This is a genomic window from Methylobacterium sp. 88A (genome assembly GCF_000376345.1).
GTDB classification, from domain to species: Bacteria; Pseudomonadota; Alphaproteobacteria; order Rhizobiales; family Beijerinckiaceae; genus Methylobacterium; species Methylobacterium bullatum.
In genome coordinates, this window is record NZ_AQVT01000001.1 from 2,239,750 (window position 1) to 2,256,702 (window position 16,953).

The 16,953-nt window shown below is 68.5% G+C and carries 19 protein-coding genes; 5 read left to right on the forward strand and 14 right to left on the reverse strand.

From position 1 onward, the window contains the following. Nucleotides 1–121: 121 nt before the first annotated feature. From A3OM_RS0110680 to A3OM_RS0110700, 5 genes are all read right to left on the reverse strand, one after another. Nucleotides 122–325, reverse strand: a complete 204-nt coding sequence (locus A3OM_RS0110680) for a CsbD family protein (RefSeq protein ID WP_018043750.1) — start codon at nt 323–325, stop codon at nt 122–124. A gap of 77 nt (nt 326–402) precedes the next feature. After that, nucleotides 403–1,323 carry a hypothetical protein gene (locus A3OM_RS0110685; RefSeq protein WP_018043751.1) on the reverse strand — a complete coding sequence of 307 codons (921 nt, stop codon included), beginning with the start codon at nt 1,321–1,323 and terminating at the stop codon, nt 403–405. Nucleotides 1,324–1,447: 124 nt separating this feature from the next. Continuing rightward, nucleotides 1,448–1,951, reverse strand: coding sequence for a CsbD family protein (locus tag A3OM_RS0110690; protein WP_018043752.1), 504 nt, complete (start codon nt 1,949–1,951; stop codon nt 1,448–1,450). A gap of 82 nt (nt 1,952–2,033) precedes the next feature. Further along, nucleotides 2,034–2,195: a CsbD family protein gene (locus tag A3OM_RS25810; protein ID WP_147831283.1), complete on the reverse strand. Its 162-nt coding sequence runs from the start codon at nt 2,193–2,195 to the stop codon at nt 2,034–2,036. Nucleotides 2,196–2,288: 93 nt separating this feature from the next. Next, nucleotides 2,289–3,749, reverse strand: coding sequence for a PAS domain S-box protein (locus A3OM_RS0110700; protein WP_018043754.1), 1,461 nt, complete (start codon nt 3,747–3,749; stop codon nt 2,289–2,291). A gap of 250 nt (nt 3,750–3,999) precedes the next feature. On the opposite strand from A3OM_RS0110700, the gene A3OM_RS0110705 reads away from it, so the two are divergent. Next, a complete protein-coding gene (locus A3OM_RS0110705; protein WP_018043755.1) occupies nt 4,000–4,626 on the forward strand; it encodes a sigma-70 family RNA polymerase sigma factor in 627 nt (208 codons plus the stop codon). Between the two features lie 118 nt (nt 4,627–4,744). On the opposite strand, the gene A3OM_RS0110710 is transcribed toward A3OM_RS0110705, so the two are convergent. The 4 genes from A3OM_RS0110710 to A3OM_RS0110725 all read right to left on the reverse strand — a co-directional run bounded on the left by A3OM_RS0110710 (nt 4,745) and on the right by A3OM_RS0110725 (nt 9,918). Further along, the gene (locus A3OM_RS0110710) at nt 4,745–5,434 is read right to left on the reverse strand and encodes a sensor histidine kinase (RefSeq protein WP_018043756.1); all 690 of its coding nucleotides are present in this window, start codon (nt 5,432–5,434) and stop codon (nt 4,745–4,747) included. 40 nt (nt 5,435–5,474) lie between these two features. Continuing rightward, nucleotides 5,475–6,218 (reverse strand): Crp/Fnr family transcriptional regulator, encoded by a 744-nt coding sequence (locus tag A3OM_RS0110715; protein ID WP_018043757.1) that lies wholly within the window; start codon nt 6,216–6,218, stop codon nt 5,475–5,477. A gap of 222 nt (nt 6,219–6,440) precedes the next feature. Next, nucleotides 6,441–9,287 carry a PAS domain S-box protein gene (locus A3OM_RS24760; protein WP_018043758.1) on the reverse strand — a complete coding sequence of 949 codons (2,847 nt, stop codon included), beginning with the start codon at nt 9,285–9,287 and terminating at the stop codon, nt 6,441–6,443. Nucleotides 9,288–9,426: 139 nt separating this feature from the next. Beyond that, nucleotides 9,427–9,918, reverse strand: coding sequence for a response regulator (locus tag A3OM_RS0110725; RefSeq protein WP_348625449.1), 492 nt, complete (start codon nt 9,916–9,918; stop codon nt 9,427–9,429). A 344-nt stretch (nt 9,919–10,262) separates the two neighbouring features. Between A3OM_RS0110725 and dinB the strand changes: the two genes are divergently transcribed. Together dinB and A3OM_RS0110735 are read left to right on the forward strand one after the other, a co-directional pair. Beyond that, entirely contained in the window at nt 10,263–11,354 is a 1,092-nt protein-coding gene (gene dinB, locus A3OM_RS0110730) for a DNA polymerase IV (RefSeq protein ID WP_018043760.1), read from the forward strand. A 132-nt stretch (nt 11,355–11,486) separates the two neighbouring features. Continuing rightward, the gene (locus A3OM_RS0110735) at nt 11,487–11,873 is read left to right on the forward strand and encodes a phage holin family protein (protein WP_018043761.1); all 387 of its coding nucleotides are present in this window, start codon (nt 11,487–11,489) and stop codon (nt 11,871–11,873) included. A 47-nt stretch (nt 11,874–11,920) separates the two neighbouring features. Here the strand turns inward: A3OM_RS0110735 and A3OM_RS0110740 are convergent, their stop codons facing one another. Together A3OM_RS0110740 and rsgA are read right to left on the reverse strand one after the other, a co-directional pair. Beyond that, nucleotides 11,921–12,550: a 2,3-bisphosphoglycerate-dependent phosphoglycerate mutase gene (locus A3OM_RS0110740; RefSeq protein ID WP_018043762.1), complete on the reverse strand. Its 630-nt coding sequence runs from the start codon at nt 12,548–12,550 to the stop codon at nt 11,921–11,923. Between the two features lie 46 nt (nt 12,551–12,596). After that, nucleotides 12,597–13,613 (reverse strand): ribosome small subunit-dependent GTPase A, encoded by a 1,017-nt coding sequence (gene rsgA / locus A3OM_RS0110745; RefSeq protein ID WP_051074317.1) that lies wholly within the window; start codon nt 13,611–13,613, stop codon nt 12,597–12,599. A 129-nt stretch (nt 13,614–13,742) separates the two neighbouring features. On the opposite strand from rsgA, the gene A3OM_RS0110750 reads away from it, so the two are divergent. Then, nucleotides 13,743–14,039, forward strand: coding sequence for a hypothetical protein (locus A3OM_RS0110750; protein WP_026175931.1), 297 nt, complete (start codon nt 13,743–13,745; stop codon nt 14,037–14,039). A gap of 45 nt (nt 14,040–14,084) precedes the next feature. On the opposite strand, the gene A3OM_RS0110755 is transcribed toward A3OM_RS0110750, so the two are convergent. Continuing rightward, on the reverse strand, nt 14,085–14,351 hold the full coding sequence (locus A3OM_RS0110755) for a hypothetical protein (RefSeq protein WP_043764324.1): 267 nt from the start codon (nt 14,349–14,351) through the stop codon (nt 14,085–14,087). A gap of 349 nt (nt 14,352–14,700) precedes the next feature. Here A3OM_RS0110755 and A3OM_RS26330 point away from each other — a divergent pair, with 349 nt between their 5' ends. Further along, nucleotides 14,701–15,009, forward strand: coding sequence for a hypothetical protein (locus A3OM_RS26330; protein ID WP_238254149.1), 309 nt, complete (start codon nt 14,701–14,703; stop codon nt 15,007–15,009). Between the two features lie 258 nt (nt 15,010–15,267). Here the strand turns inward: A3OM_RS26330 and A3OM_RS0110770 are convergent, their stop codons facing one another. Together A3OM_RS0110770 and A3OM_RS0110775 are read right to left on the reverse strand one after the other, a co-directional pair. Further along, nucleotides 15,268–15,528, reverse strand: a complete 261-nt coding sequence (locus tag A3OM_RS0110770) for a hypothetical protein (protein ID WP_018043767.1) — start codon at nt 15,526–15,528, stop codon at nt 15,268–15,270. Between the two features lie 359 nt (nt 15,529–15,887). Then, complete coding sequence (locus tag A3OM_RS0110775) at nt 15,888–16,769, reverse strand: aldo/keto reductase family oxidoreductase (protein ID WP_026175932.1); 882 nt, start codon at nt 16,767–16,769, stop codon at nt 15,888–15,890. Nucleotides 16,770–16,953: the final 184 nt, after the last annotated feature.

The following is a 16,953-nucleotide window of genomic DNA, read 5'->3' on the forward strand; positions in this document are numbered from 1 at the left end:
CGCGTGGGCAACGGCGAGGTCTGACCCGGCATGGGAGCCGGGCCAGGGCGACGGCCATCATGCGATGACCGGATGGCGGTCCTGGACGGCGGGTCGGCGTGGGACGGTCAGCGGTGGTGGATCACCGCTTGCCGGTGACCTTGTCGACGACCGAGGCCACACCGTCCTTGGCCTCGCCGACGGTGCGCTGGGCCTCGCCCTTGAGTTCCTGGGCCTTGCCCTCGGCGACGAGCTTGTCGTTGCCGGTGACCTTGCCGACACCTTCCTTGAGGTTGCCGACGGCTTCGTTGGCGAGACCCTTCAGCTTGTCCGTGGTGCTGCTCATGGGATGGCTCCTTGGGTTCGGGGTGATCGTCGAAAGGGAAGGTCCGGCCGGTCGCGGTGACCGGCCGGCGATCCGGCTCAGATGCGGCGGGCGTCGTAGCGATCGGTGAGGGTGGCGAGGGTCGGAGCGCCGAGACGGCCGCCGAAGAAGCCGGCGAGGGCGCCGAGGATCAGGGCGAGCGCGCCGTAGAANGCGCCCTGNGTGGCNGCGGACTTGGCGGCCACNGCCGCGGCCTCGGCCTTCTGCTTGGCGCTGGCGACGGTCTCTTCGTACTGCTTCCTGTAGTCCTGGATCTGGGTCTTGGCCTGATCGACCGGGATGCCCTGGGCCTTGGCCAGCGCNTCGGCGGCGCGGTTCTCGGCCTGGGCCTTCTGGGCGGGATCNCCCGTGAACAGGGCGCGGATGGCGGCGACGGCGGCNTCCTTGGCGGCCTGCGGGTCCTGGCCGGCCGCCTGCTGGCGGACGCTCTGCTCGATGCCGTCCAGCGGGTTGGTGATCTTGGACAGCGACGGGGCTGCGGCCTGCGCGGCGGTCTGCACGGTACCGCCGACGAGNGANCCGGCGCCGCCNAGCGTGCTGGTCACGCCCGAGAAGGCGCCGCCGATGAGGCCGCCGGCCGCGGAGGTGAGAAGATACAGGACGACGAGGGTGGTCACCGCCCAGGAGACCAGGCCGTGCAGGCCGGCCGCGCCCGTCACGGGCTTGCCCGACAGGCGNCCGGCGATGAAGCCGCCCGCGAGAGCGGCNACGATGCCCGAGACNATGAACCAGACACCGGCGCCGAGCGACAGGGTCGAGGCGGCCGGGTTGTCGGCGGCGTTCGCTCCGACGCTGGACAGGCCGATGCCGACGCCGACCATGTTGAGGACGACCTGGGTCACCAGGGCGGTGACCGCGCCGGCGAAGATCGCGCCCCACGAAACCTGGTTCAGCAGGACGGTGCGGGTATCGGCCGAGGCCGTTGTGGATGAAGTCGCGAGAAGGGGGGAAGTGGACACGATACTGATACTCCGGGTCGTCGGTCGTCCGAGAAGGTCGGTCGTTCGAGGGGGGCTGGTGGAACTCAGGGGGCCGACCGCGCAGTTCCGGCGCGGTAGGCCCGATCGATCGCGGCTTTGCGGATCAGTCGCGCCGGTGGATGAGCAGGCCGACGCCGTAGCCGAGGAGGCCAGCCACGAGCAGGGCGGCCACCGGATGCTCGGCGATCCGGTCGGTGGCTTCGCGTCCGCCCTGGCGCAGGTACCGGCCACCGTTCTCGTAGGCGTCCTCGGCCCGGTCGTAGGCCTCGCGGCCGGCACCGCGGACGGAGCGCTCGGCGCGGTCGTAGGTATCGGCGGCGGCTCCCTGGGCGCGGCGCGCGCGGTCCTCGACGTCGTCCGACCCGATCAGGCTGCCGACCGTGTCGCGAACCCTGCCGCCGATGTCGCGGGCGGTGTCGGCGACGTGCTCGGCCGCGTCGCGCACGGTGTCCTTGGCCTGTCCGTAAAGGTTCTCGGCGGCCCCCTGCGCTTCGCGCGCACGGCCCTCGGCCGAATCCCGCTTCGAACCGGTGAGGTCGCCCACCGTGCCCTGCACCTTGCCGCCGAGCTCCTTGGCGGCGCCTGTGATGCGATCCGCATCGACCATGATGTCTCTCCTGATGTTGTCGCGCAGGTGTTCTTGTCGCGAACGGTGTTCGTGACGCCCGAGCTACGACGTGACGCTCGAGCTACGACTTGGGGGTGGTCTTTGGTTTTACGTCGGGCGTCGGTGATTTCTGCTGAGACCTACCCTCGGCTTCGACTTTCGGGTCGCCGACCAACTTTCCGATGGCCTCCTTCACCGAGCCCTTGAGCTTGTCGGAAGTGTCGGTCGTCTTTTGCGCGCTCACGGGGTGCTCCAATGCCTCAGCGATTGACACCGTCCCTCAAGTGGCCCGCCGGTTCCGGGCGGCAATGATGCAGATATACTGGTTATGAGGTTTTTATTTGCTGGTTTCGGATATCGGGAACCCGTTGTCGCGGCCCCAGACGATGGCCTCGGAGCGCTTGTGCACGTCGAGTTTCCGGTAAAGCGACGCCGAGTGGTTGCGCACCGTGTTCCTGGACAGGTTGAGACGCCTGGCGATGGCATCGTCCCCGAGCCCCCGGCAGACGAGGTCGAGGATCTGCCGCTCGCGGACCGTGAGGTTCGGGACGATGCCGTCCTCGTGCTCGCTCGCCGGCCGGCGCAGGTTGGCGAGCTTCTCGATCAGCCCGCGGCTGAACCACGAGGTGTCGGCCATCACCGCCTCGATGGCCTCGAACAGTTCGCGCTCCGTGCGCTTGCACTCGGTGATGTCCTGAAGGACTACGAGGGCGAACGTCCGGTCGCCGATCTCGACGCGCTCGGCCGATACCAGGCAGTCGACATCGGTGCCGTCCTCGTGGCGCAGGCATACTTCCAGGCCGAGCACGCGACCGGTGCGCGCCATCGCCGTCTCGAACCTGATCCGTGCGACATCGTGGACCCAGAGCCGGAGATCGGCCGGCGAGCGCCCGGACACCGTGTCGGCGCCATAGCCGAAGACCCGGGTGAAGGCCTCGTTCGCACCGGTGATGGAGAAGTCTTCGACGCGCGCCAGCAGGGTCGGGACCGGGGCCATGTGGAACGCCTTGGCGAAGCGCTCCTCGCTCCGGCGCAGGGCCGTCTCCGCCTCCCTTCGCAGGTCCAGGTCGGCGAAGGTGAACAGCATGCAGGGCTCGTCGCCCCATTCGATGGGCTGGCCGGCGACGATGACGTAGCGCGATCCGCCATCCGGCAAATCGAGGCAGGCTTCCATCTGCGGGATGGTGCCCCCGCCGTTCAGGCGTGAGATCGCCAGGTCCCGGCTACGGGCTCCGGCCAGCACGTCGACCTCGTAGACGCTGTGGCCGATCACGGCGTCGCGGGTGTAGCCGGTCATCTCAAGGAAGCCGTCGTTCACCTTGACGTGGCGCAGGTCCGAGAGCCGGCAGATCACGGCCGGCGCGGGGTTGGCGTCGAAGGCGGCCTCGAACCGTTCCTCGGCCTCGAACTGCCCCGATACGTCCTTCAGGATGAGGGCGAGGCAGCTCGGGTTGCCGTCGCGGTCCGTGGCCACGAGGCTGCGCAGGGAATGGACGAAGTCGACATCGGGCTGGTCGGTCCGCGTCACCTCGACGATGACGTCGTGGAAGCGCTCGCCCGAGACGACCCGTTCCATCGGATACTGGTTCGGGGTGTGGTCGTTGCGGTAGCGCAGGGCGAAACGTTCGCGGTAGGCGTCCACCGTCCCGCCGAGCTCCCCGACGGTCTCGGCCCCGTGCATCGCGAGCGCGGCCTCGTTGGCGTAGGCGATGGTCTGGTCGGGCTCGACCAGGATCACGCCCTCGCTGAGGCCGGCGACGATCTGCCGAAGCTCATGCCTGTCGACGCCGAGTGTCACCTGCGACCGCCTTCCTGACTGCTGGGATGGAACCGAGCCGTAACAGGGGACGACCAGCGACGGTTCCGGATCGCGCAAGATATTATCTGGTATATCTGTATCATTGACGTGAACGCGAGCGATCAGCCACAACCAGACACGCATATTCCACCGTAGAGGGGCGGACACACCCGGTCGTTGTCCGGAAAAAGGACGAATCCTCCCTATGCATGTCAGTATAATCTCCGAAGAACATTCGCCGAGCGAGGGATTGCCTCGTCATGTCCAGGACCAGATCGGACGGCGACTGGACGAACTCATTCCCAGCGCCAGCGCGGTCGACACCGATACGCGCCTCGGCCGGGTCCTGCTTCGACTGAGGGCCGCCCTGCTCGACGCGGAGGCGGAACGCCAGATCACCAAGGCGTTCGGCGACGACCTCATCGCCCTCGTGCCGCGCCTGCGCCGCTTCGCCCTGCTTCGTACCGGCAACACCGCGGAGGCCGACGACATGGTGCAGGCGACCTTGATGCGGGCCTGGGAACACCGGTCCCGCTTCAAGGACGGCACCAACCTCGTCGCGTGGTTGTTCACGATCCTGCGCAACGCCCACCTGAACCAGCGCAAGCGCCTGCGCCGCGAGATCGAGGACGTCGACGGGGCCATCGCGGGGGCCTTGTCCTCGCCCCCCGACCAGGAGCACCGGGTCGCGCTCGTCGCGTTGCAGGGCGCCCTGGACGCCCTCCCCGCGGAGCAGCGCGAGACCTTGCTGCTGGTGACGGTGGACGGGCTCCGGCACGAGGAAGCGGCCGCCATCCTCGGCTGTCCGGTCGGTACCGTGAAGAGCCGGGTGAGCCGGGCGCGCGAGCACCTCGCGACGGCTCTAGGCCTGTCGTGACGGCGCAGGTGCCCGCTGCTGCCGGGGAGAGGAACGCCGCGCCTGACCGGCGCGAGGCGTCTTGCCATGGCCCGCCCGGCGGGTTTCGCCGAACCCGGAGCGCGCCTGCGAAACCCGTCTAGACTTGGCCGTCCGGCGGGTGGAGGAGCGGCGAGGCGTGGCCGGTCCCGGCATGCAAGGTCCGGCTGGTGAGGGGCAGCGCCAGGCGGAAATGCAGGCCGTCGGGCGCGAAGGTGAGGCTCGTCGCGGCCTTCAGGTTGTAGGCCAGCATCTCTTCCAGCACGACCGTGCCGAACCCCCTGCGACGAGGCTCGTCTTCGTTCAGGGGCACGCCACGCTCCAGCCAGTCGAAGACGAGGTGGGGGGCGCCGTCCCGTTCCTCGATCCGCCAGATCACCGTGAGGCGGCCCGTCGGCGTGGCCAGGGCTCCGAACTTGAGGGCGTTCGTCGAGAGTTCGTGCAGGGCGAGGGCGAGGGGCTCGGCCGCGCGCAGATGCAGCCTCAGATCCGGTCCGTCCACACGCGTGCGCCCATCCTGGTAGGCGAGCGCGCTCGTGAGCTCGTCGGTGACGAGGCGGTCGAGATCGACCCCGGCCGTGGGGTTCTGGATGATGACGTTCTGCACCCGTGCCAAGGCGGCCAGCCGCCCGTCGAGATGCGCGGTGTAGTCCTCCAGGCTCTCGCTGAACTCCGCCGAACGCCGCGCAATCAGCCGCATCGTCGCCAGCGTGTTGCGCACCCGGTGCTGCAGCTCGGCCAGCAGCACCACCCGTTCCTCGGCGCCCGTCGGGTCGGATCCCATCGTCATCGCAGTTCCACGGAGTGCTTGAGGGGAGACCGGCTCGGCATCACACCGATCCGTTGGCATCGAACTGACGACCTTCGCGGTCGAGGTGCAGGTAGTTCGGGTTGAACAGCGATGCCCTCCGCAGGGCATCGAAGTTGGGAATGGTCAGGCGCCCGCCCTTGAGCACGACAAGGCCGGCACGCCGCAAGTCCTGGAGCGTGCGGTTGATGTGCACGTTCGAGAGACCCAGGGCATCCGCCAGTTCCACCTGGGTCAGGGGGAGCTCGCAGCTGGGGCCATCCGTCAGACCGACCCCGCGCAGGCGCAGGAACAGTTCGCAGAAAAGGTGGCCGAGACGCTCCAGGGCGGTGCGCTGGCCGAGGTTGACCGTCCATTCGCGCTGAACCGCCACCGTCACCAGGGTGTCCCACCACAACGCCTTCGTCACCCGCACATTGTCGTTGGCCACCTGCTCCAGCCCGGCGCGCGAGATCTCGGCCAGCCTGACGGGGGTGAGGGCCACGATGGAATGGTCCATCTCGCGCAGGAGGTAGACGTGGCTGTCGCAGAGGTCGCCGGGCACGAAGAGGGAGATGATCTGGCGCCGGCCATCGTCGAGATGCTTGTAGCGGCACGCCCATCCGTCCAGGATCAGGTTGACGTGATGAGGATCGTCACCCTCGCTGATGATGTCGGAGTGCTTCGCAATGGTCCGCCGCTTGCAGGCCGCGTTCTCCAAGGCCTGCCGGTCGTCGGAGGATAGCTTCGTGAACTGCTCAAGCTTGCGGATGAAATAGTGCGGCATTCTTTCTTCCTCGCACACAGGACACGAATAGGGAATTGTCATTGCAGGGTCATTCACCTGCATTAAAGGCTCGATCCTCGCCGGTTAAGCTCACTGGATGGAGGGGTAATAGCTTGCGGAGGGCGGTGCCGGCCGTCGCGTGGTGTTGCGATCGCCGCCGCCCCGTCCGAGACTCCACTGTTGGGGCTTCTCCTGGCGGCGCATGCGAGCGGGCCGGCCTCCTCATCCTCCGGGATCGGCCGGCTCCGGACTCCGCCGCGGGGCGGCTTTGGTTCTCTCCCGGATCGTGTGTCCCGACACGGGCAGTGCGATGGTGCAGTGGACGCCGTCCGGTTCCATCACGAAGGTCGTTCTGGCGCCGAGCTGGTAGGGCAGCGCCCGCTCGATCAGTTCGCGCCCCGAGCCCCTCCCCTGCGGCAGGCCATCCCGCGGCGCCATCCGCACGCCGCGCTCACGCCAATCCACATGCAGCCAGGGAGCCCGCTCCGGTTCAGCAATCTCCACGTGCCAGCGGATCTCGAGATGCGCCTGCGGCTGTGCGAGGGCGCCGTATTTCAGCGCGTTCGTCGCCAGTTCGTGCAGGGCCAGCGCGAAGATCTGCACCGTCGACGAGCGCAGCGCCACCGCCTTCGGTCCGCTCAGGCTGACCCGCGACGCCTCGCCGTCGAGCGCCGCCACTTCGCTTCGGATCAGCTCGTCGAAGCTGACCCGCTCGCCCTCCCCGAGGCGGGACAGCAATCCCTGCACGCGGGCGAGGGCCGCCAGACGCGTGCCGTAGCGCTCCCGGAAGTCGTCGAGGTCGCTGCTGTTGCGCAGGGTCTTGTCCGCGGTGGCGCGCACCACGCCCATGAGGTTGCGGGTGCGGTGCTGCAACTCCGCCACGAGCACGCTCATATGCTCGGCGGTCTCCTTCTCCTCGGTGATGTCCCGGCCGACGCCGCCGATCCAGCACACCGCGCCGGCGGCGTCGCGCATGGGGAAGCCGGTGTCCCGTATCCAGCGGATGCCGCCGTCGCCGGGCCGCCCGACGCGATACTCGAAGGTGACACGCTCGCCCGCCCGGACGCGATGCAGGCTCTCCACCGCCCGTTCGCGATCGTCCGGCACGATCATCTCGGCCCAGCTCACCAGGTGGTCGCCGGCGAGGGCCGAGGTGCGGTCGAGGCCGTAGATCGTCTCGAAGGCCGGGGTGAGATAGATCCACTGGAAGGTCGCGGCATCGCGCATCCAGAGGACGTCGGACGAGGCCTCGCCGAACTGGCTGAGGCGCTCCTCGCTCTCGCGCAACGCCGTCTCGGCGCTCCTGCGCGCCGTCACGTCGCTGGCCGCCCCCAGCCACTCCCTGATCTCGCCGGTGTCGGTGAGGGTCGGGACCGCCCGTGACACGCACCAGCCCAGCGAACCGTCGCTGCGGATCACCGCATGTTCCAGCTCGAAGATCGATCTCGTCGCCATCGCCCGGTCGATGGCGGCACGGACCTCCGCCTGATCGTCGGGACGGATGTAGCGGTCGAGCCAGGTCCTGCTCGGCTGGTCCGGGACGTTTTTGAAGGCGCGCCCCTCCAGCCGCTGCAACTCGGACCAGTCCGGGGTCATCCGGTAGACCACGTCCGAGCTGGCCGTCACGAAGGCACGGAACCGCTCCTCGCTCTCGCGCAGCGCCGCCTCGGCGCGCTTGCGAGGCTGGATGTCCTTGAACAGGAGGGCAACCTGCCGCTGTTCGGCGGTGCCGACGCGGAAGGCATAGACCTCGTACCAGCGCCCGAGGGCGATGGACCGGCGTTCGAACCGTTCCGCCACGCCGTTCAGCGCGATCCGGCCGAACGTCTCGAACCAGTTCGCCTCCAGCTCGGGGAGCAGGTCTCGCATCGTCCGCCCGGTGGCGTCGCCGAGCCCGGTCTGCTGATCGAAGGCAGGGTTGACGGAAAGGAACCGGTAGTCGACCGGCCGCTGCCGGTCGTCGAACATCATCTCGACGATGCAGACGCCCTCGTCGATGGAGTTGAACAGGTGGCGGTACTTCGCCTCGCTCTCCTCCAGCTTCGCGTGCGCCTCCTTCCAGGCGATCATCTCCCTGGTGGTGGTGGCCACGCCGTCGCCGAGCTTCACCACCGATTGATGGAACCAGCCGTCGCATCGCCCGTGCGCATGGCGACGCTCGGCGACCGAGGGCAGGCCCGTCTCCACGACCTGCCGGAAGACGTCGAAGATACCGTCCCGAACCACGCCCGGACTGCGTTCGACCAGGCTTTGCCCCCTCACCTCGCCAAGGGTCCGTTCCGCGGTGTGGTTGTTCAGCCGCCAGCGGAAATCGACGATCTCGCCCGAAGCGTCCCGGACGGCCTCGAAGACCTGGATCATGTCCATGGAGCTGTCCAGCGTGGTCTGCAGCAGGTCGCGGCTCCGCTGCAGCCCGGCCGTGCGCTCCCTCACCTCCCGCTCCAGGTCGGCACGATGCCACGCTTCCGTTCCGCGCAGCTCCTGGGGCCGCGCCTCATCGAGGGCACGGGTCATGACGCAGGCGGCGGAGGCAAAGTGCGTCAGCCGCGTGAGCAGCCTGAGATCCTCGCCGTCGAAGGTGTAATCGAGGTCATGCGTGCCGACCCAGAGCGTACCGACCGGCTCGTCGCCGGCATGGAACGGCACCAGCAGGAGCTCCTGGATGGGCGGCTCGACAGAGGCGGCCGCGAGGCGCGCATGCGGGCGCGAGAACAGCAGGGGGGTGTTGCGGGTCACCGCCAGGCCGCAGGGGCTTTCGGCGAAGGGGATGGTGCCGCCGCGATGCGCGGCCCATGATCCAGCGATCGCGGCCCGGCGGAAGCGTTTCGGGCCCTCTCCCGGTTCGAGGATGCTGATCCCGGCCGACCCGGCTCTGCCCATCCCGACGAGGAGGTCCGCGATGCGCTGCAGGACGGTGTCCGGGCTGACGGCCAGCTCCTGGGCCAGTTCGGCCAGCGCATGGGCTTGCGCCTCGTAGTCGGGAGGGCGTACGGGACGCGCCACCAACGCGTCGGTGATCGAGACCTCATCCAGGCCCGCGAACCCAACCGGCACCACCGTCGGTGTCATGTCTTTCGACGCTCGCCGTTCTCTCGCCGTCGCACCGGTCGAGCGTGCCGAACACAGGGTGAGTTCTACTCTCGCGCAAGGATTCGATCAAATTCCCGCGCGAATGACCGTCGATGTCTTATCCGGAGCCGAGCGAATTCTATCCGGCCGCGTCCGTCCGTGAGGCCCTGTCGTCGAGGATGATGTCGAGCGCGTGCAACACCGCCGCGGTATCCATCGGCTTTTCCAGCAGCCGGACCGACGCGAAGCGGCCGAGGATCGTCGCCTGATCGTAGCCGGTGGTGAACAGGAACGGGACGCCGAGGGCGAGGAGCGCATCGGCCACCGGATACACGTCCTCGCCTCCAAGGTTCACATCCAGGATGGCCGCATTGGGCGGGGACGGCCCATTGAGGAGGTCGAGGGCGCCCTCCACGGTGGCGATGGGACCGAGCACCTCCGCTTCGGCCTCGGCCAAGCCCCGCGCCAGTTCATCGGCCAGGAAGTACTCGTCTTCCACCACCAGGACGCGTCGTCCCCGGAGCGCCTGCCTGGAGTGCTTCACGAAACTCCCCATCACGATCGGTTCCCGCTCGAAGGACGAGGGCGCAGCGGGAGTTCCGGACGAGACGCTTCGTGAGATACTCGGCATCGTCGCTCTCCCGTCTCCGGTCCGAGAGGGGCAGCGCCAGGGTGCAGGGGAATGCCGTCCTCCTTCATCATAGTGGTCGTTCCGGCGCCGAGCCGGTCGGAGCGTGCTCGACATGCAGCCGGGGACGACGGCCCGGCTCCGGCCGTTCCCCGCGAGGCACGGGAGAACCGGGAGGCATCCTGCGCCCCATCACGGGAAAGTCCAGACCACGGCGCCAGCCCCGGCCGGGTTGACCCGGCCCCCTGAAACCGCGAGGAACAAAGATCGAACACAGCGCCTTCCCCACGATGACTGCTCAACGACGCCCGCTCATTGCCCGCGCACCGATGTGACAGCCCGATCCGATGTCGAGCCCCGGCGACGATACCCCCGTCCGCAAGATCATCCATATCGACATGGACGCGTTCTACGCGTCCGTGGAGCAGCGGGACGATCCGGCCCTGCGGGGCCGGCCCCTGGCGGTCGGCGGGTCGCGCGAGCGGGGCGTGGTGGCCGCCGCCAGCTACGAGGCGCGGGTCTTCGGGGTCCGCTCGGCCATGCCCTCGGTCACCGCCCGGCGCCTGTGCCCCGATCTCCTCTTCGTCAAGCCGCGCTTCGAGGTCTACCGGGCGATCTCGGAGGAGATCCGTGCGGTGTTCGCCGAGCATACCGCGATCATCGAGCCGGTGGCCCTCGACGAGGCCTATCTCGACGTCACCGAGAACCTGCAGGGGCTGGCCACCGCCACCGAGGTGGCGCGGGTGATCCGGGCCGAGATCCTCGCGCGAACCGGCCTCGTCGCCTCGGCCGGCGTCTCCTACAACAAGTTCCTCGCCAAGGTCGCCTCGGATTTCCGCAAGCCCGACGCGCTGTTCGTGATCACGCCCGCGATGGGGCCGGGCTTCGTCGAGGATCTGGCCATCGGCCGGTTTCACGGCGTCGGCCCCGTCACGGAGGCGAAGATGAAGCGCCTCGGCATCCTCACCGGCCGCGACCTGAAGGCCCGTTCCCTGGAAGAGCTGCAGGCGGCCTTCGGCAGTTCGGCGGCCTATTATCATTCGGTGGCGCGCGGCATCGACGAGCGGCAGGTGCGCGCCCACCGCATCCGCAAATCGGTGGGGGCGGAGACCACCTTCTCGGAGGACCTCACCGAGTTCGACGCCATGGCGGAGCGATTGACGCCGCTGATCGACAAGGTCTGGACCTCCTGCACCGCCAAGGGCGTCTCGGGGCGCACCGTCACGCTGAAGGTGAAGTTCTCGGATTTCGTCCAGATCACCCGGGCGCAGTCCTTCGAGGCCCCGGTCGCCGGCCGCGATGCGATGATGCACATGGCGCTGGGATTGCTGCGCACGGTGTTCCCGCTCCGCCGCAGCGTTCGCCTGCTTGGTGTCTCCCTGTCGGGCCTTCAGCAGGGCGAGACGGAGGGACCGCGCCAGCTCGGGCTCGCGATCTGATGGCAGGTACCGGGCAGGCAGGTACCGGGCGGGAATGTGCGGCGATTGCCGCGCAACCCCGGCGGCCCTATCTGGCTTGTCTGCGCACGGACCCGCCGGGCCTGATCGGACCACGTCGATGAGAGGGGATGCATGAGCCGCCGGGATGACAAGAGCCTCCTGCTCCTCGTCGGCGATGCGATCGGGCAAACCCAGATCCTCCTCTCCAAGCACCTCGCCCTGTTTCAGGCCGAGGTCGGATCGGCGGTCGGGCAGGTGGCGCGTCCGCTCATCCTGTTCCTGATGGCGGCCCTCTTCGTCCTGATCGGATTGTTCGTGCTCCTTGTGGCGATCGTCAAAGGGCTGGCGCTCCTCATCGGGTCGGAGGCGATCGCGTCGCTGATCGTCGGCGGTGCCTTCGCCGCCGTGGCGCTCGCCCTCTTCGCCTTCGGGTATCGGCTGATGTCCCTTTCGAACCTGGAGCCGATGCGGACGCGGCGCCAGCTCGCGCGCGATCGGGACGCCCTGAAAGCCCGCTGACGCCGTTTCAGAGGCGCGCCCCTCCCGCCTGCCGGTCCACTCGTGATTCAGGCGGAGATCGCGCGTTTCTCCACCACCCTGCCCCGCTCGGCGAGGCGATAGGCCAGGGTCTGGGCCGTGGCGAGATGCACGTCGGCGACCGCGTCGGCACTGATCCCGTCGAGATGCATGATGAGCGCCCGCAGCGAATTGCCGTGCGCCACCAGCAGAACCCGCTGGCCCGCGCGGACCCGGGATTCGATCTCGTCCCGATAGTAGGGAAGCAGCCGGTCGGCGGTCATCGCCAGGCTCTCGCCGCCCGGCGGCACCGCATCGAAGGATTTTCGCCAGGCGCGGACCTGCGCGACCCCCCAGCGCTCCTGCGATTCCCGTTTGTTCAGCCCGGCGAGCTCGCCGTAATCGCGCTCGTTCAGCGCCGCGCTCCGGTGGACGGCAAGGTCGGGCTGCCCGAGTTCCGACAGGATGAGGCTCAGGGTGCGCCGGGCCCGCGTCAGCTCGCTGGTGAAGGCGATGTCGAAGGAGAGCCCGACCTCCTTCATGCGGCGCCCGCAGCTCCGCGCCTCGCCGACGCCCCGTTCCGTCAGGTCGGGATCGCGGATGCCGGAGAAGAGGTCGCGCTCGTTGTCGAGGCTCTGCCCGTGGCGGACGATGACGAGGGTTCGGTCGGGAAAGGGCATTCGGGGAGCGATGTCCGCAGGAGGTCGGGTGAAGGCGGGATGAGGGTCAGCGCCGACGGCTGCCGCGCGGCCCGGTGACCACCGGGGTGTTGGCCCGGTTCTCGTCGAGGAGCTTGCGCCACCGGGTCAGGCGTTCGGGATCGAGCGTCCCCTCCGCCACGGCGGCCTGAACCGCGCAGCCCGGCTCGTGCGCATGGGTGCAGTCGCGGAACCGGCAGGAGGGCGCCAGCTCGACGATCTCGGCGAACAGCGTGTCGATGCCCTCCGCCGCGTCGCTCACATGCAGCGTGCGCATCCCCGGCGTATCGATGACCCAGCCGCCGCCAGCGATGGCGTGGAGCGAGCGCGACGTGGTGGTGTGGCGCCCCTTGGCGTCGTGTTCGCGGATCCCGCCGGTCTCCTGGGGGAGGTCCTGATCCGGGCCGGCGAGCGTGTTGACCAGGGTCGATTTGCCCACCCCCGATGAGCCGACGACCGCCACGGTCAGACCCTCGCCGCACCAGGGGGCAAGCTGCGTCACGGCGTCCGGAAGGCGCGGATTGACCGTGACGACGGCGAGGTCGCGCTGCAGGCCCGCGGCCTGCCGCCGGTAGGCCTCGGCATCGGACGCCATGTCGGCCTTGGTGAGGACGATGACGGGATTCGTGCCCCCCTGGTTGGCGAGCGCCAGGTAGCGCTCCAGCCGGGCGATGTTGAAATCGGCGTTGCACGACGTGACGATGAAGAGGGTATCGACATTGGCCGCCGCCAGCTGCAGCGGGCCTCCGCCTTCGTTGCGTCGCTGCAGCACGCTCCTGCGCGACAGACGGCGGCGCATCGTCCCGGTCTCGGGCTCGACCAGCACCCAATCCCCCACGGCGAAATCGCCGGTCTGGGTATGGACCGGAAGCACGAGCCCCACCGGCCCCGTGAGGGACAGGGCGGTCAGGCGGGAGCGGTGGACCGTCGCGATCCGCATGGGCACGAGACCGGCCTCGGCCGGTTCACGTTGCTCCTCGAAGAAGTCGGACCATCCGAGACGGGTGGGCCGCAGGGGATGGGAATGGCTGGGATCATCGGTCACCGGCCAGCCATGACAGGGCCTTGGCGGATTGACCAGCGCCCCACCCGTCTTCCGGTACCCCTCCCCTTGCTCCCCGGCGGCAAGGTACCCGATCATCGGGGCATCGGATTCGAAGGAATGGGGGTGGCGATGTCGAAGCTCGATGAGAAGCGCGAGGAGATCGCGGCTTTGATCGCGTCGGAACTCGGTCTCGGCGATCCGGCCGGACTGAGCGAGGCCGACCGCGCGGCCGTCGATCGCCAGACCTCGGAGACGATCGAGGGTTGCGCCCTCGAGACCGATGAGCCGGCCGATTGCGAGGAGGCGGGCACGCCGCTTCGGCGGCGACTGCGGGAGTACCGCGCCCTGCTGGAGTTGCGGACCGACGAGGCGGATGCCCGGCTCGCCGAAGAGGGCGAGGTGTTCGGCCGCGAGGACGATGCCTGAATCTTTTCGCGCCCGACCCGGCGGAATCGGGGCGCTGCCCTTCGCCTATGTCCGAGAGGGAAGTCCGTTCGCGACGGCCCCGCCCGACGTGTCGAGCTTGGCCCGGCACCCGACCGCGTAGACATTGGGCGGCCGGCTGCCGACCTCGCGCTGCCAGCGGCAGGTTTGCGTCAGCCTCAGATAGACGTCCAAGATCGAGGCGTGATCGCCGAATCGCTCGCGCAGGCGGGCGACACGGTAGACGCCCCGGCGCTCGCAGGGGCCGCAGGCGATGACGAGGTGCGAGGCCCTCACGTCGCAGAGGCGCTCCATGTCAGGCCACCGAACCGGGAAATAAGCCCCCCGCGCGCCTCGATGACGGGGGGCCATGGCCCTCGCCAGCCTTTCCTCTCCTGCTACGGCATTCACAGATCTCGCGGGATGCGCGGGTCCCCTCTCCTTCCAGGAGAGGGGGCCTGGCGCGCCTCGAGGCGAACCTTCTTGGATAGAGCGAACAGCCGTCGAGCAGAGGTGTGAATCCAGTAGCCTTGCCTGTCGGGCAGGCTTCGACGGCACGGGCGAGAGGGCCACAGGCGATCCGCGGCATAGGGGTCGACAGCATGGTGGACACTCCGCGAGTAAGAACATATAGTGAACATAGAGTTCAAGCGCGGAGGTCAAGATGCAGACGGCCGACCTGTGGATATCGGGGAATCTCGCTCCCGCCGGCCTGCCCTCGGGCATGGCGAGGCGGGCGAGTGCCGGTTCGGCGGCAAGCGCGCCGTCACCCCGCACGAGCGGAGACCGGACTATGCATTTCGACGTGCTGGAGGAGCGGGTCGGGCGCTGGGGCTGGTCCCTGCGCGACGCCTATGGCCAGGAGGTCGCCCATTCTCCGATGCCGTATCCGAGCCGGGTCCAGGCCTCGGCGGCGGCCCTGGCCTTCTCCCAGCTCGTGGCCTACGCCGGCAAGCAGATGCGCCGGCCCTGAGGCCGGACTGCGAAGGTCTGTCGGGACTGGCTTCCCGCGCGGTCCATTCGGGCGAACGAGGAATCGGCTCCCTCCCCACAGCGGATGTCGCTGCATGGGAAGAAGCCGATCTGGATCGTGATCCGGAGCGATGAGCTACGAGCTCATCAGGATATTGGCGGAGCCAACGATGGTCGCGGCCAACATCACCGATGCGACGCCGACCATGAAGTAAGAGAAGACTTTCAACATCGATGCCAAGGCGCTGTCCCGACTGGTTCAGCAGCGGCTGCCGCCCGACGTCTGGCCATATTGCATGACCTCGCGGGTCTGCTGGTTGGCGTTGCCCTCGGCGGCCGAACTCATCGGACAACCGAACGACGAGGGTGCCCGACGATCGGCCCGGATCGAATGGGTGGTGTCGACGTCATAGGGGTTGAACGTGGTGTAACGCGAAGGGCGCTCCATCGCCGTCGTGGGCGCGATCGAGGCCAGGCCCATGACGAGGGCGGTCGAGAGAGCGGCAATGGAAGTCTTCATGTGAGCAATGGCTTTCTTGTCTTGTGAAGCCGCCGCGTCTTGGCTGCTTCTTCTGCTTGAAGCCAATATGAAGTAATAATCTCCTCTCCGGCGTGCTGACACGCACGCGACGCCGTGGATTAAAGGCGCCTGATAGGTCAGATGGGTGAATTATAACAAATACCAGCGCCATGTGCTTTGGGGCGACAAGCACATGACGGGGTGTTGTTCTTATAATCCCGGCCTGTCTCGGGAATGAGTGTCGCAGGGCCATTCGTGACGGACGTGCCTGTGCCGACAGCCCGATATCGAGACAGGCCGCCCCGGTCGCGTCGATGCGGGACGCTCCATCACCCAAGCGCCTCCCCTTCCCCGCCGCGTCAGCCTTCCACGGGGCGGGGGGCGATGCGGTCGAGCGCCGCCATCGTGTCGTCGGACAGGTCGAGGTCCGTCGCGGCCAGGTTTTCGCGCAGGTGCTCCACCGACGACGTGCCGGGGATCAGCAGGATGTTGGGAGAACGGCGCAGGAGCCAGGCCAGCGCCACCTGCATGGGCGTCGCGCCGAGCCCTTCGGCGATCTGGTTCAGGGCCGCCGACTGGATCGGGCTGAAGCCGCCGAGCGGGAAGAACGGGACATAGGCGGTGCCGGATGCGGCCAGGTCGTCGATCAGTGCGTCATCGCCCCGATGCACCAGGTTGTACTGGTTCTGGACACAGACGATCGTCGCGATGGACCGGCTCTCCGCCACCTGCCGCGCCGTCACGTTGCTCAGCCCGATCCGGCGGACGAGCCCCTGGCGCTGGAGATCGGCGAGGATGGCGAGCGGCGCTTCGATGGAGCCTTCGGCCGGCCCATGCACGTCGAGCATGATCCGCAGGTTGACCACGTCGAGAGCCTCGACGCCGAGGTTGCGCAGGTTGTCGTGGACGGCGCCCGTGAGGTCCCCGGCGGAGAAAGCCGGGTTCCAGGAGGCGTCGGCTCCGCGCCTGGCTCCGATCTTGGTGACGATCACGAGGTCGTCGGGATAGGGGTGGAGCGCTTCGCGGATGATCTCGTTGGTGACGTGCGGTCCGTAGAAGTCGCTGGTGTCGATATGGTCGACGCCGCGCGCGACCGCCTCGCGCAGCACCGCGATGGCCCCGGCCCGATCCTTCGGCGGCCCGAAGACACCGGGACCCGCCAATTGCATCGCGCCGTAGCCCAGGCGCTTCACCGTGCGGTCTCCGAGGGCGTAGGTCCCGGCTCGTGCGATATCGGTCAGGCATCTCGCTCCTGTGTGACGAGCGGGATCGTAGAGCCTCGTGATCGGCGTGGTAATACGCCCTCATCCGCACGGGGGGCGCGACAGGGCGAACGGGTCGCGGGACGGCATCGCCGCCTCGCGAGATCCCCATCGGCCAAAGGCTCTCGGCCGCCAAGATCGGGGAGGCGGTTCGTCTTCGGGC

Excerpts from the sequence above, each read along its gene's own strand:
- A3OM_RS0110770 (WP_018043767.1), bottom strand. The coding sequence starts at position 15,528 with ATGAAGACTTCCATTGCCGCTCTCTCGACCGCCCTCGTCATGGGCCTG.
- A3OM_RS0110755 (WP_043764324.1), bottom strand. The coding sequence starts at position 14,351 with ATGGAGCGCCTCTGCGACGTGAGGGCCTCGCACCTCGTCATCGCCTGC.
- A3OM_RS26330 (WP_238254149.1), top strand. The coding sequence starts at position 14,701 with ATGCAGACGGCCGACCTGTGGATATCGGGGAATCTCGCTCCCGCCGGC.
- A3OM_RS0110740 (WP_018043762.1), bottom strand. The coding sequence starts at position 12,550 with ATGCCCTTTCCCGACCGAACCCTCGTCATCGTCCGCCACGGGCAGAGC.
- dinB (WP_018043760.1), top strand. The coding sequence starts at position 10,263 with ATGTCGAGCCCCGGCGACGATACCCCCGTCCGCAAGATCATCCATATC.
- A3OM_RS0110735 (WP_018043761.1), top strand. The coding sequence starts at position 11,487 with ATGAGCCGCCGGGATGACAAGAGCCTCCTGCTCCTCGTCGGCGATGCG.
- A3OM_RS0110725 (WP_348625449.1), bottom strand. The coding sequence starts at position 9,918 with ATGCCGAGTATCTCACGAAGCGTCTCGTCCGGAACTCCCGCTGCGCCC.
- A3OM_RS0110690 (WP_018043752.1), bottom strand. The coding sequence starts at position 1,951 with ATGGTCGATGCGGATCGCATCACAGGCGCCGCCAAGGAGCTCGGCGGC.
- A3OM_RS24760 (WP_018043758.1), bottom strand. The coding sequence starts at position 9,287 with ATGACACCGACGGTGGTGCCGGTTGGGTTCGCGGGCCTGGATGAGGTC.
- A3OM_RS0110680 (WP_018043750.1), bottom strand. The coding sequence starts at position 325 with ATGAGCAGCACCACGGACAAGCTGAAGGGTCTCGCCAACGAAGCCGTC.
- A3OM_RS0110750 (WP_026175931.1), top strand. The coding sequence starts at position 13,743 with ATGTCGAAGCTCGATGAGAAGCGCGAGGAGATCGCGGCTTTGATCGCG.
- A3OM_RS0110715 (WP_018043757.1), bottom strand. The coding sequence starts at position 6,218 with ATGCCGCACTATTTCATCCGCAAGCTTGAGCAGTTCACGAAGCTATCC.
- A3OM_RS0110710 (WP_018043756.1), bottom strand. The coding sequence starts at position 5,434 with ATGACGATGGGATCCGACCCGACGGGCGCCGAGGAACGGGTGGTGCTG.